The following is a 12,424-nucleotide window of genomic DNA, read 5'->3' as shown; positions in this document are numbered from 1 at the left end:
CGTTTCGCTTACGCCTAGGCGTCATGCGTATTCTGTTTCTTGGCGATGTCATGGGGCGGTCCGGCCGCCGCGCAATTTCGGAACGTCTGACCGGACTTCGGGCCCGGCTGAAGGTGGATTTCGTGATCGTCAATGGCGAGAACGCCAGCGGCGGTCGCGGGCTCAGCGCCGGTCACGCGCAGCTTTTGCTGCAATCGGGGGCCGATTGCGTCACCTTGGGCGACCATGCCTTCGATCAGAAGGACATGCTGGCCTATATCGACCGCGAACCCCGCGTGATCCGCCCGCTGAACATCGCGCGCGACGCGCCGGGGCGGGGTTACGGCATCTTCAGCGACCAGCGCGGGCGCAAGGTGCTGGTGGTGCAGGCACTGGGTCAGGTGTTCATGTCGCGGCCCTTCGACGATCCGTTTTCCGCCGTGGACGGGGTGCTGCGGGCGCATCCTTCGGGCGGCATGGTGCAGGCGGCGGTGCTGGACATCCATGCCGAGGCGACCAGCGAGAAGATGGCGATGGGCCATTATTGCGACGGTCGCGCCAGTCTGGTGGTGGGAACCCATACCCATGTGCCGACCGCCGATGCCCAGATCCTCAATCGCGGCACGGCCTATCTGTCCGACGCGGGCATGTGCGGCGATTACGACAGCGTCATCGGAATGGAAAAGGCCGAACCCCTGCGCCGCTTCCTGACCGGCATGATTCGCGACCGTTTCACCCCCGCCGAGGCCGAGGCGACCCTGTCCGGCGTACTGGTCGAGACCGATGACCGCACCGGTCTGGCCCGCAGCGTCACCCCCCTGCGCGACGGCGGCAGGTTGTCGCAAACCCATCCCGAAGCGGGCTGAACCCCTGCAAATGCTGCCCCACCCGCGCCTCATACCCGGCCCCGAAGGCGGGCCCGACGGGCGGGGTCGCGTCAGCCGCACTTGCGGCCCGCTGGCTAATCGTCGCAGTATGCGGGCGATGGGCCAGCAGCGGTCTGAAGACAAGAGTGCTTAATGCTCGGATTTGAACTGACCGGGACGGCTGCCGCCGTCACCACCATTTTTCTGATCATCGCGATGCTGACGCTGTTCGTGCGGGAAACCTATCCCCCCGAAGTCACGGCGATCCTTGGCACACTGGCGCTGTTGCTGCTGGGCATTCTGGACGTGTCGCATGTCCCCGCCGTGCTGTCGAACCCGGCGCCGTGGACCATCGCCTTCATGTTCATCATCGTCGGCGGGCTGGTGCGGACCGGGGCGCTGGAATGGTTCGGGCGCAAGGCCTCGCGCCATGTGGGCACCCATCCCATGCTGACCATGCTGGTGATGTCCGTCCTTGTCTGCATCATGTCGGCCTTCGTGAACAACACGCCGCTGGTGGTGGTGATGCTGCCGCTTTTCATGCAATTGGCCAAGGAAACGAGTACCGCGCCCTCGAAGGTGCTGATTCCGCTGTCCTATCTGTCGATCATGGGCGGCACGCTGACGATGATCGGCACCTCGACCAACCTGCTGGTGGACGGGGTTGCGCGGCAGGCCGGGATGGAACCATTCACCATTTTCGAGATCACCCCCGTCGGGCTGGTCATCGCCACGGTGGGCATGCTGTATCTGCTGTTCATCGCCCCGCATCTGCTGCCCGAGCGGCAATCCATGTCGCAGATGCTGTCGGGCAAATCCAACATGAAATTCTTTACCGAGGTCGCCATCCCCGAGGATTCCTCGCTGGTCGGCAAGGCGCTGAACGAGGTCGATATTTTCAGCCGTGACAGCGCCCGGGTGATCGACGTGCTGCGCGGCGATGCCTCGCTGCGCCGCGATCTGGCGGCGGTGCAGCTGGAGGCGGGCGACCGCGTCGTCCTGCGCACCCCGATGTCCGAGGTTCTGGGCCTGAAAAGCCACAAGGAACTGAAGACGGTGGACAAGCTCAGTTCGGTCCAGACCTCGACGGTCGAGGTGCTGATCACGCCCGGTTGTCACATGATCGGGCGCAGCCTTGGTGCGCTGCGGCTGCGCAGACGCTATGGCGTCTATGTGCTGGCGGCGCATCGCAAGAACCAGAATATCGGGCGGCAACTGGATGATCTGGTCGTGCGGGTGGGCGATACGTTGCTGCTGGAAGGCGCGCCTGCGGATATTCAGCGGCTGGCCGCCGACATGCAGATGGTCGAGGTCATCCAGCCCACGGAACGCGCCTTCCGCCGCAGCCATGCGCCCATCGTCGTGGCGGTGCTGGCGGGGGTGGTGCTGCTGTCCTCGTTCAACGTCGCCTCGATGCTGGTGCTGTCCTTTGTCGGCGTGGCGGTGGTGCTGATCACACGTTGCATCGACGCGGACGAGGCGCTTGGTTTCGTCGATGGCCGCCTGATGGCGCTGATCTTTGGCATGCTGGCAGTGGGGGCAGGGCTTGAAAGCTCGGGCGCGGTCGAGCTGATCGTTCAGGCCATCGGTCCGGCGCTGCAATCGCTGCCGCCCTGGGCGCTGGTCTTTGCGGTCTATGCGCTGGCCAGCACCCTGACCGAGGCGGTGACCAACAACGCCGTCGCCGTGATCATGACCCCCGTCGCGATCAGCATCGGCAACCATGTCGGCGTTGATCCGCGCGGGCTGGTCGTGGCGGTGATGATGGCCGCCAGCGCCAGCTTTGCCACGCCGATCGGCTATCAGACCAATACGCTGGTCTATGGGCCGGGCGGCTATACCTTCATGGACTTCGTGCGGGTCGGCATGCCGCTGAACGTGCTGATGGCCATCGTCACCACCATCTCGATCCCGATTTTCTTCGATATGTAGCTGCTCAGCGGTGGTGCTGCGTCTTGCGATGGGCACCCCCGCTGGCATAAAAGCGCCACAGATTTCGGAAAAACTGGGAAGGACGACCATGGCAGGCCATTCCAAATGGGCCAATATCCAGCATCGCAAGGGCCGGCAGGACGCTGCCCGCTCGAAGCTGTTTTCCAAACTGTCCAAAGAGATCACCGTCGCCGCCAAGATGGGCGACCCCGATCCCGACAAGAACCCGCGCTTGCGGCTGGCCGTGAAAGAGGCCAAGTCGAACTCGGTGCCCAAGGACGTGATCGACCGCGCGATCAAGAAATCGCTGGGTGGTGACGCCGACAACTATGAGGAAATCCGTTACGAGGGTTACGGCCCCAACGGAATCGCGCTGGTGGTCGAGGCGATGACCGACAACCGCAACCGCACCGCGTCGAATGTGCGCAGCTATTTCACCAAGTCGGGCGGCGATCTGGGCCAGACCGGCTCGGTCAGCTTCATGTTCGACCGGGTCGGAGAGATCATGTATCCGGCCTCGGCCGGTGACGCCGACACGGTGATGATGGCCGCGATCGAGGCGGGTGCCGATGATGTCGAAAGCGACGAGGACGGCCACTGGATCTATTGCGCCGATACCGCGCTGAACGAGGTTTCGAATGCGTTGGAGGCAGCCCTGGGCGAATCCGAGACCGCCAAGCTGATCTGGAAGCCGCAGGCCCCGACCGAGATCACCGATCTGGACACTGCGCAAAAGCTGATGCGTCTGATCGACACGCTGGAAGACGACGACGACGTGCAGAACGTCACCGGCAATTTCGACCTGTCCGAAGAGATCGCCAGCCAGTTGTGATCCCACACCCCGAACCGGAGGCCTTGGCGCTTCCGGTTCGGTTGCCCTTGCGTGGAACGAACTGGTTCGGAGCGACCCTGCGCCCGCGCATTTCCACAAACACTCGATTTCCTCATCGCCGCTGCGGACGGGCTTGGGGTTCTCGTTATGCGCGTCGATGAAGGCGACAATGCCCTCCTTCAGGTCGGTGGAAGGCATGAAGGTTTCACTGCAATGCGGCTGCAGGCCGAACGCGGTCCAGATCCGGTGGATGGTGGTATGCGGCAGACCCGACGCCGCGGCCATCTTTCCTGCCTTCCGGACAAGGCGAACGAAGGCAAACTTGCTGGTTCTGTCAATTGCGACAAAGAAATAGAGATCCCTTTCGGCGCTCTACACCTCGGTGATGTCGGCATGGCGTGAGGGCATGAACGCCGATGGGGCAGCACCTGCCGGGTCCTGAGGTCATCGACCGCCTGGCGCTCTCGCCACTTGGCGACGGTCTTGGGGATCGGTCCCAAGTTCCCGGCGCAGCGTCGCGAGCGGGGCTTACGATCATTCGGGCAGGGCCTCATCATTGCAGCTCTGACGGCGCGCGTGGTCGTGTCGTTCCTGGGACGGACTTGGCCCATAGGGCCTCCTGCCAGTCCCGAGAAAGGATCGCACCAGCAAACCGGGGATCAAACAACTGGCATCAGCACAACCGTCAATCCGCCGTCAGCCGCTTTTGAACATCCGGATCACCAGCACATAGAGCGCGGGAACCATGAACAGCGCGACCACGGTCGATGCGGCGATTCCGCCGAGGACGCCGATGCCGATGGCGTGTTGCGCGGCGGAACCCGCGCCGGTGGCCAGTGCCAGCGGCAGGACACCGAAGGCGAAGGCGAAGGAGGTCATCAGGATCGGGCGCAGCCGCACCTCGGCGGCCTGCCGGGTCGCGTCCAGCAGGTCCAGCCCCTGACGTCGCATGGATTCGGCGAATTCGACGATCAGGATGGCGTTTCGGGATGCCAGCCCGATGGTCGTCAGCAGGCCGACCTTGAAATAGACGTCGTTCGATTGCCCGAACCACCAGGCGGCCAGAAGGGCGCCGAGGATACCCACCGGGACCACCAGCATGACCGCGAAGGGCACCGTCCAGCTTTCGTAAAGCGCGGCCAGCGCCAGAAACACCACCAGCGCCGACATCGCGAACAGCATTGGCGCCTGATTGCCCGCGAGGCGTTCCTGATAGGACAGCCCGGTCCAGGCGATCCCGTATCCGCCGGGCATTTCGGCGACCATCTGCTCGATCCGTTCGATCGCCTCGCCGGTGGAAACATCGCCCCTGTTGGCCGAGATCGAGATCGCACGCACCGCGTCATAGCGGTTCAGCGACGGCGCGCTTTCGGTCCAGGACTGCTGCATGAACGAGGCGAAGGGCACCATCTCTCCGGCGGTGTTGCGGGCGAACCAGCCGTCGATATCGTCGGGCTGCATCCGCCATTGCGCCGTTCCCTGCACGATCACCGGGCGCAGATCGGCGCCAAGGGTGAAATCATTGACCTCTCTCCCCGAGAAGATGACCGACAGCATCGAATTCACCTCGGCCACGCTGAGGCCCATCGCCCGCGCCTGATCCTGATCGATATCCAGCCGCAGTGAGGGGCGGCGGTTCGGCTCGTGCCCGCGAAAGCCCGCGGCGGTGCCTTCGGCCTCGGCCTGCTGGACCAGCGTGCGTGCGGCTTCCTCCAGCGCGTCCTGACCGTGGCCGGCAAGGTCGATCAGCGAGAAGGCGATATCGGCATTGCCGCCCAGACCCTGGATGACCGGCGGCTGGGTAAAGATGATATTGCCCGCGCGGTGGCCGCGATAGCGGCTGGTCCCCGCCTGTTGCAGATCGGCGGCGGACTGGCCGGGACGGGCGTCGAAGGGTTTCAGCTTGACATAGAGCATCGCGGTATTCTGCCCGCCGCCGCCAAAGGCAAAGCCAAGCGCGGTCATCACCGTGTCCACGCTGTCGGGATGTTCGTCACGCAGCCATTGGGTGACTTCTTCCGCGACGGCGGTGGTCTGGGCAATGGTCGTGCCCTCATCCAGCCGCAGGATGACCATCATCACGCCCTGATCCTCTTGCGGCACGAAAGACGAGGGCAGTTCGCGGAACATCATCAGCACGGTGGCGACGATGGCAATCAGTGCCATCACCGCGATGAAGGGGCGGCGCATCAGGACGCTGGCGGCCCGGCCATAGCCGCGCGTCAGCGCGTCCATTCCCCGGTTGAAGCCGCGCGTCAGGGCAAAACCGCCGCCATGGCCGGCCGGCCGCAGCAGACCCGCGCACATGACCGGCGACAGCATCAGTGCCACGGCCAGCGACAGGATCATGGCGGTGATGATCGTGACCGAGAACTGCCGATAGATCACCCCGGTCGAGCCCGACATGAAGGCCATCGGCAGAAAGACCGAGGACAGTACCACGGCGATGCCGACCAGCGCCGAAGAGATCTGGCCCATGGATTTCGCGGTGGCCTCGCGCGCGGGCAGCTTGTCGTGTTCCATCACCCGCTCGACGTTTTCCACGACGACGATGGCGTCGTCGACCAGCAGGCCGATGGCCAGAACCAGCGCGAACATGGTCAGCGTGTTGATCGAAAAGCCCAGCACGGCCAGCATGCCGAAGGTTCCCAGCAGCACGACCGGAATCGCGATCACCGGAATGACGGTCGCCCGCCAGCTTTGCAGAAAGATCAGGATGACCAGAAAGACCAGCCCCACAGCCTCGATCAGGGTGTGATAGACGGTGTTGATCGATTCCTCGATAAAGGGCGAGGTGTCATAGGGATAGGCGATCTCGACCCCTTCGGGCAGGGCGGGGCGGATCGTCTCCAGCGTGGCGCGGACGCGGTTGGCGGTCTCGACCGCGTTGGCGCCGGTGGCCAGCGTGACCGAAAAGCCCGCGGCATTGGCACCCTCGAACAGGCTGGACTGGCCATAGCGTTCCTGCCCGATCTCGACCTCGGCCACGTCGCTCAGCAGGACGCGGCCGCCTTCGGGTGTGACGCGCAGGGTGATGCGGGCGAATTCATCGACCGAGGACAGCTGCGTCTGTGCCGTCAGCGGCACCGACAGCTGCTGACCCGCGATCACCGGCTGCGCGCCCAGAGAGCCGACCGAGACGGTGCTGTTCTGTTCGGAAATCGCCGACAGCACATCGCTGCTGGTGATCTGGTATTCGGCCATGCGCACCGGATTCAGCCAGATCCGCATCGCATAGCCCGAGGTGAAACTGTCCACCACGGCCACGCCTTCGGTTCGCGACACCGCGTCCACGACCATCTGTTCGGCCATGTCGCCCAGTTCCAGCGTCGAATAGCGCCCGTCGGGCGAAACCAACGCCCCCACCAGCAGCGAGGTATCGTCGCTGCGGCTGACATTCAGGCCGCGCTGGCGCACGATGTCGGGCAGTTGCGATTCGATCAGTTGCAGCTTGTTCTGCACCTGAATCTGCGCCTGATCGGGGTCGATCCGATCTGAGAAGGTCATCGCGACCGAGGATCTGCCGCTGGAGCTGGAATTGGCGGTCATGAACAACAGCCCGTCCAGCCCGGTCATCGCCCCCTCGATCACCGAAGTGACCGAGTTTTCCGCCACCTCGGCCGAGGCGCCGGGATAGGTGACCGAGACATTGATGCGCGGTGGCGCGATATCGGGATATTGCTCGATCGGCAGCAGCGTCATGCCCCAGCCGCCGAACAGCATGGTCACGATGGCCAGCACCCACGCGAAAACCGGGCGGGAAAGAAAGAATTGCGCCATCAGTTGGCCGCGACCGGTTCTTGCATCGAGGCCAGGTCGCGCACCACGCCCAACTCGTCGATCTCGACCGGGATCGGCGCGACGGGATCGCCTTCACGCAGGTTGGTCAGCCCGTCGATCAGGATCCATTCGCCCGCCTCGACCCCGTCCGAGATCACCCATGCATTGGCATGAGAGCCGTTTTCCGACAGTTGCCGCTTTTCCGCGTGTCCGTCACGGGCGATCCATGCGAACAGGGTGCCGTCGCGTTCCCGCTGTGCCGCGCGCTGGGGCACCAGCACCGCGCGTTCGTCGCCGACGATCAGATCGGCATGCAGGAACATGCCCGGCGCGACGATACCGGCGGGGTTGTCCATCTCGAAGCGCAGGACGCGGGTGCCGGTGGTGGCCGAGACCGTGGCCGAGGTCGAGACCAGCCGTCCCGCGCCTTCGGTGCTGCGGCCATCGGCCAGATGCAGCGCCAGCCCGGGGGTCTGGGCCAGCTCGATCTCTCCTCGGGCGGCGCGGGCCTCGATCCGCATCCGGGTCGGATAGGGCTCGATCAGATCGACATAGACCGGATCGGTCTGCACGATTTCGGCCAGCACCGTCGCCTGACCCTGACTGACCAGATCACCCACCGCCACCTGCGGCACGCCGACGATGCCGCTGATCGGCGCGCGCACCGTGGTCCATTCCAGTTGCGCGCGGGCAAGGGTCAGGTTCGCCTCGCTTTCGGCCAGCGTGGCGCGGGCCTTCAGCATATTGGCCTCGGCATCCTCGAACATGGCGCGGCTGGCGGTGGTGCCCTGCAACTGCTCGGCCCGGCGAAAAGCGGATTGCGCGCTGTGCAGATCGGCCTCGGCCCGCGCATGTTCGGCCACCGCGATCGACACGGCGATTTCATAGGTCAGCGGATCGATCGAGAACAACGGCTCTCCTGCCTCGACCCGCGAACCCGAGCGGTAGAGGATCTCGGTCACGGTGCCGCCCACCTGCGGGCGCAACTGCGTCGCGTTGCGCGCAACCGCGCGCCCGATCAGCGACACCCGCACCGGCACCACCGATTCCCTTGCGACGACATAGCCCGGTGTCGGCGTCTCTTGCGCGGGGGCGGAAACACCCGACGCAAAAAGCGCAAGCATCGCGATTGTCAGTAGTGATCGGAAATGCACGCTGAAGATCCTGTCCGTATCTGCCCCTATTCGCGTCGGTGGATACCGAGGCTGGAATTTGTGCCGTCGGTCACAGCATCATCCAAGTTGTTGTCAGTTTAGCAGCAGAAATCCTAACCGTTCGGAAACAATCGCCCGATATGGTGGTTTTTCCGGCCGCTGTGGTCACGAAGATGCGATCTGGCGGTTTGCAAGGCATGTATCTGCCATTGCGCCGGTCAGGACGATCTGCCCGCTTGAACTGGGCGCCGTTGAATGGCCAGATACGGGCATGACGGCAGGCCGGAAAACGACCATCTTTCGCAGATTGTGGGTGCGCCTGCTGGCGACAGCCGGGCTGGCTGCCGCGATTCTGCTCAGCTGGTGGTGGCGCATCGACGAGGCCCGCAGCCCGGATCAGGTTCCGGTGGTGGCTTTGGGCGACAGGATCGACCTGGGCCGCAGCGTGATCACGCCACTGTCGCTGCGCCTGTCCGATCAGGACGGCCAGCTGATCCTGGACGCGATGATCGAGAACGTGACCGGGCGCACGCAAGGCGCGGTTTTCGGCATGCCGGAACATCCGCCGCAACTGGTTCTGGATGGCACGCCGATCGACCCGGCCGAGGTCGTGCTGACCCGCGACGGCGAAACCCTGCGCCAGTTGCATCCGCGCATGCCGGAACGGATCGCGCTGCTCTGGACCCTGCCGCCGGAATGGCAACCGGCAGAAGTCCGCGTCGATTTCGCGAAACAGATATTCAAGCTGCGGGACAATCTGTACGGCCAGTCGAACTGGCTGGGATTCGAGCCTGCGGCCCGGCTGGCGGCTCTGCCCGAGGTGCAGCCGTGATCCGGCCGGGGCATGTGGCCGTCATCCTTGCCGCCGCCGTGATGCTGGCGGGGATGATGCTGACGAACCCGGATTACAACAGCATCGTGCGCCCTTTCGTCAGCCATGCCGGGCCGGGGGAAAGCGGCGCGACGCGGCTGATCGAGGGGCGCCTGACCGGCTGGCGCACCGCCGACACCATCGCCTTCAGCGATTACAGCGGCGACAAGCTGCGCCGCACGGATGGCGTGTTCCTGATTGCCGAACTGTCGCTGACGGGGCGATCGACCTCGACGCTGGTTGCGGCGGAATGGGTGGGTGCCAGCGGTCGCCACTATGCCACCACCTCGCGGGTCAGCGGGCTGCGCCAGCAGATCGAGGATGTCTGGCTGCAACCGGGGCTGGACATGAAGGCCATCGCGATCTTCGAGCTGCCGCCGGATGAGCTGGAAGGTGGCGCCGTGCTGCTGACGTTGCGGCTGAACCCGCCGCTGGATGGCACGATCCTGCTGGATGCGCCGACCGATCCCGCACCGCACGAAGCCGTCGCGAGGTTCGACGGATGAGGCATCTTCTGGCCATAGCCGCCGCACTGGTCCTGTTCGTGCTGACCGTGGCGCTGACCGGCTGGGCCGACTGGCAGGAACTGCGCCGTGGCAAGAACTGGAACGTCACCCACAGCCAGCAGCCCGAGGGCGAACTGGCCGGGGTCCGCATCTTTGTCGATCAGGGCCGGGCGATGATCCTGCCCGCCGCGCCCGAGCGGGCCATCGTCTATCTGCGGCTGGGGGCGCAGGGCGATCCGCAACTGATGCGCGAATGGCTGGGCTGCGATCTGGGGCTGACCGACGGGCAGGGGCGCAAATGGCTGCCGCTGAGCAACCTTGCCGGGATCGAGATCGTCCGGTTGCTGGGCGACGGCAGCGGGACCGAGCCCGGTTGCCCGCAATCGCTGAACCTGCCGCCCGAGGATGGCAGCCCCTCATTCTCGGGTCAGGCCTTTCTGGTGCCCGCCGGGGTGCTGGACGATCTGCGGGTCGAACTGTCGGGGATGGCGACGCGGCCCGATGCGATCTCGCTTCCGTTCAGGCCGGTGTTGCAGCCGCCTCCGGGTTAGGGGTTTGTGCGCGGCCCGCCAACTCCAGCCCGGCGGCGAGGATACAGAATTGCAGCGGGCTGACCAGCAACCCGCCGGGCGGCGCCCCCGGCGCACCCAGCAGCAGGTTCAGTGGGGCTGACAGCATCTGCCATGTCAGCATGTCTTGCGGCCCGATCAGATGCGCCAGACCGACCCAAGCCCAGTTGCCCAGCCAATCGACCAGCCGCCACAGCACCAGAACCGAGGCCGTCAGAGCAATCCCCGCCGAGGCCGCCAGCAGCACGCCATTCGTCACCGCATGCCACCGCTTGATGACCCCGGCCCAGAAATGGCCGATGAAATCGGTCACGGGTTTGGGCAGCATCCGCCAGCGATCCATCGCGCGGCCTGCGATCCGCTGCGTCTCGGGCCGGACCGAATGCATGTCATGGCCGTAAACGATGGCGCCCAGATTGAACCAGATCAGCGGCAGAAGCGCATACCAGAACAGCGTGTTCAGCACCGCCCGGGGCTGCGGCGCGGCTGGCCAGTCAACGGGCCTTGTCGCGACATCGGTCACGGCGGCGGCAGCGGCGGGGATGATCTGCTCGATCAGATCGGCGGGTGAGGGATAGGCCGCCAGCCACGCCGCCAGCGCGTCCTTCCAGCCCGACAGGACGTAAAGGCCCAGCAGCGCCCAGGTCGCCTCGCAGGCCACCACCAGCAGGGGCCAGAAACCGGCCTTGTTGCGTCCATGCATGGCCTTGGCTCCGCGCCGGATCGCCCAGATCAGCACCACGGCAAGGATGACCCAGCCGGTCTGCCCGATCTCCAGCGCGGTCGGGGGGAATTCGGGATTGGCAAAGTCGATCCGCGACATCTGGGTGGTATAGAAGATCTGCGAATAGTTGCGCAGCGTATCGCCCAGCAGCCCCCAGCCGGCGTAATAGCCATAAAACGGTATCAGCACCGCCAGCAGCGCGACGGCGAAAACCCCGCCATCGGCATCCTTGTCGGGCGCGGTCCCGGGCGTCGAAGGGGGCCGTCGCGCAGGCCGGCGCAGGCGCGGCAGGCCGCTGCGCAGGATCACGAACATCGCCACGACGATCAGCAGTTGCAGCAGGATCACCGGGGCGATGGCCACCAGCCCCAGCAGGCGGTTCATTATCCCGACCTCGACCGCGACATGCAGCAGGATCTGATTCAGCAACATGCCCGCCGCCCAGACCGCCGTCAGCACCGCGCCATAGCGCCGAAACAGCGACAGGCTGAGCGCCGCGTGCTGCCGGATGATGCGATATGCGTCCGTCATGCCTTGTTTTCCTTGCTGCGGGCCGCTGGTCCCGGCCGGGCATCATGGATTGCGCCCGGAAATCCCCGGTCGCCGCATGTCAAACATATCCACCTGCCGGCCGATGGCCAGAGTCGGGTCAGACCCGGCGCGGCATTTCGCCGTCAGGCATAGATCATGATCGGGACGCCCGGTTGCAGCATCGCAAAGACTTCCTCGATCTCTTCATCGGTGACCGCGATGCAGCCCGCCGTCCAGTCGCGGTTCTTCGGCGCGAATTTGTTGCCTTCGGGGCCGCGGCCATGGATGAAGATGTCGCCGCCCGGTTCGCGCATGAAAGCGGCGGCATAGGCGCGGTCGTGCTCATTGGGATAGGAGACGCCGACCGACAGGTGATAGCGGCTGCGCGGGTTGAAGCGGTCGATGAAATACAACCCTTCGGGCGTCTTGCCATCGCCCTCGAACTGCTTGTGCCCGGCCGGCTGATTGCCAAGCCCGACATCATAGGATTTCAGCACCGACCTGTTGCTGACCAGATGCATCCGTCGCTGTCCCTTGTTGACAACGACTTGTGTGACCGGCGGGCCGGAATAGGTCTTGAACTGCGGGCGGGGTGCCGGGGCGGGTTTGCTGCTGCAACCCGCCAGCGCGGCAAGCATCATCATGGAGAAATGGCGTCGGTCGGCTCGGAACATCACTGC

General features: G+C 65.1%; 10 protein-coding genes and 1 pseudogene. 6 read left to right on the top strand and 5 right to left on the bottom strand.

Going from position 1 to position 12,424, the window contains the following annotated elements:
- Nucleotides 1–23 precede the first annotated feature (23 nt).
- From JHW40_RS14135 to JHW40_RS14125, 3 genes are all read left to right on the top strand, one after another.
- Entirely contained in the window at nucleotides 24–845 is an 822-nt protein-coding gene (locus JHW40_RS14135; protein ID WP_090611235.1) for a TIGR00282 family metallophosphoesterase, read from the top strand.
- A 153-nt stretch (nucleotides 846–998) separates the two neighbouring features.
- Nucleotides 999–2,777 (top strand): SLC13 family permease, encoded by a 1,779-nt coding sequence (locus JHW40_RS14130; protein ID WP_090611236.1) that lies wholly within the window; start codon nucleotides 999–1,001, stop codon nucleotides 2,775–2,777.
- A gap of 88 nt (nucleotides 2,778–2,865) precedes the next feature.
- Nucleotides 2,866–3,609, top strand: coding sequence for a YebC/PmpR family DNA-binding transcriptional regulator (locus tag JHW40_RS14125; protein ID WP_090611237.1), 744 nt, complete (start codon nucleotides 2,866–2,868; stop codon nucleotides 3,607–3,609).
- A gap of 219 nt (nucleotides 3,610–3,828) precedes the next feature.
- On the opposite strand, the pseudogene JHW40_RS14120 reads toward JHW40_RS14125, so the two are convergent.
- From JHW40_RS14120 to JHW40_RS14110, 3 genes and pseudogenes are all read right to left on the bottom strand, one after another.
- Nucleotides 3,829–4,005 (bottom strand): annotated as a pseudogene (locus JHW40_RS14120) (IS481 family transposase); the annotation flags it as partial.
- A gap of 300 nt (nucleotides 4,006–4,305) precedes the next feature.
- On the bottom strand, nucleotides 4,306–7,389 hold the full coding sequence (locus tag JHW40_RS14115; RefSeq protein ID WP_090611239.1) for a multidrug efflux RND transporter permease subunit: 3,084 nt from the start codon (nucleotides 7,387–7,389) through the stop codon (nucleotides 4,306–4,308).
- Nucleotides 7,389–8,513, bottom strand: a complete 1,125-nt coding sequence (locus JHW40_RS14110; protein WP_090611240.1) for an efflux RND transporter periplasmic adaptor subunit — start codon at nucleotides 8,511–8,513, stop codon at nucleotides 7,389–7,391. Before JHW40_RS14110 ends, JHW40_RS14115 begins: the two co-directional genes overlap by 1 nt.
- Before the next feature lie 301 nt (nucleotides 8,514–8,814).
- On the opposite strand from JHW40_RS14110, the gene JHW40_RS14105 reads away from it, so the two are divergent.
- From JHW40_RS14105 to JHW40_RS14095, 3 genes are read left to right on the top strand one after another with little or no spacing between them, the layout of a single operon-like run.
- Nucleotides 8,815–9,375, top strand: coding sequence for a hypothetical protein (locus tag JHW40_RS14105; protein ID WP_090611241.1), 561 nt, complete (start codon nucleotides 8,815–8,817; stop codon nucleotides 9,373–9,375).
- Nucleotides 9,372–9,920, top strand: a complete 549-nt coding sequence (locus JHW40_RS14100; protein ID WP_090611242.1) for a hypothetical protein — start codon at nucleotides 9,372–9,374, stop codon at nucleotides 9,918–9,920. The genes JHW40_RS14105 and JHW40_RS14100 overlap by 4 nt, the downstream gene beginning before the upstream one ends.
- Nucleotides 9,917–10,471 carry a hypothetical protein gene (locus JHW40_RS14095; RefSeq protein WP_090611243.1) on the top strand — a complete coding sequence of 185 codons (555 nt, stop codon included), beginning with the start codon at nucleotides 9,917–9,919 and terminating at the stop codon, nucleotides 10,469–10,471. Before JHW40_RS14100 ends, JHW40_RS14095 begins: the two co-directional genes overlap by 4 nt.
- Here JHW40_RS14095 and JHW40_RS14090 read toward each other — a convergent pair.
- Together JHW40_RS14090 and JHW40_RS14085 are read right to left on the bottom strand one after the other, a co-directional pair.
- Nucleotides 10,440–11,744 carry a hypothetical protein gene (locus tag JHW40_RS14090; protein ID WP_090611244.1) on the bottom strand — a complete coding sequence of 435 codons (1,305 nt, stop codon included), beginning with the start codon at nucleotides 11,742–11,744 and terminating at the stop codon, nucleotides 10,440–10,442. The two genes, JHW40_RS14095 and JHW40_RS14090, sit on opposite strands and share 32 nt — an antisense overlap.
- Nucleotides 11,745–11,887: 143 nt before the next feature.
- Complete coding sequence (locus JHW40_RS14085) at nucleotides 11,888–12,418, bottom strand: L,D-transpeptidase family protein (protein WP_090611245.1); 531 nt, start codon at nucleotides 12,416–12,418, stop codon at nucleotides 11,888–11,890.
- Nucleotides 12,419–12,424 lie beyond the last annotated feature (6 nt).

Origin of the sequence: Paracoccus alcaliphilus, assembly GCF_028553725.1 — a bacterium.
Lineage (GTDB): Bacteria > Pseudomonadota > Alphaproteobacteria > Rhodobacterales > Rhodobacteraceae > Paracoccus > Paracoccus alcaliphilus.
The sequence above is the reverse complement of the archived record's forward strand: the minus strand, read 5'-3'. Positions and strand labels throughout refer to the sequence as shown.